The sequence below is a fragment of the Paenibacillus apii genome, assembly GCF_011043685.1.
In the GTDB taxonomy this organism is placed as follows: Bacteria; Bacillota; Bacilli; order Paenibacillales; family Paenibacillaceae; genus Paenibacillus_AQ; species Paenibacillus_AQ sabinae.
The window spans coordinates 1-752 of record NZ_JAAKGU010000031.1 but is presented as its reverse complement, the minus strand read 5'-3'; the positions used below and the strand labels follow the sequence as shown (position 1 = coordinate 752).

Below are 752 nucleotides of genomic sequence, written 5' to 3'. Positions count from 1 at the left end.
TAATCGCCCGGGAAGGCATCTTCTATAATCTGGCCCAGGGGCAGGGGCAAACGGTCGCTATTACCGGTGATTCGGAGGATACGCTGTGAAATATGTGAAATGGATATGGGATCATCTCATGATGATCCGAGCCGGCTTCCAGCTGGCTATTGTGCTGCTCGTTTTGGAAAGTTTCTTCGGCGTCGCTTCCGTCTACGTGCAAAAGTACATCATCGATGATCTGTTCATGCAGCAAAAGTTCGAGCTTCTGCCCGTTCTGCTTAGTGTATACGCCGTTATTTTCATCTGTAGTGCCATCTTGTTCGTCGCCACGCCGTATACGTTTGTCCGAAACGAATATATTATTACGAAAATCATGACCAAAAACATGTTCACCCGGCTATTCCGCTTTCCAATCTCCACTTTCCAAAAAGAGAGAGCCGCCAGGTTCGTCCAAAACCTGAACAGCGATGTGCTGGATACGGGTTCTCTGGTCAGCTACCTTACACCCACCGGGATTAGGAGTATGTTCGAAGCGTTAATCATGCTTGCCATTGTCGGCTACTCGAGCATTTGGGTCATGGTGTGCGTCCTGGCCGTGTGCTTGCTGTATATCGGAAATGCCTGTTTCTTTGCGAAAAGGATCAAGAAAGCCGCAGCCGTTGTGCTGGAGAAGCGGACAGATCTGACGGTTCATCTGGAGGAAGGGATCTCCTCGACACGGGAGGTTGTTGCCTTTCACAGAACTGAATGGGAGTCGAACCGCTATCAAG

1 protein-coding gene is annotated in these 752 nt (G+C 49.7%); it reads left to right on the top strand.

Annotated features, from left to right (window positions below; translation table 11 throughout):
* Positions 1-85 precede the first annotated feature (85 nt).
* A partial coding sequence (locus G5B47_RS25235; protein ID WP_165104223.1) for an ABC transporter transmembrane domain-containing protein occupies positions 86-752 on the top strand: 667 nt, incomplete at its 3' end.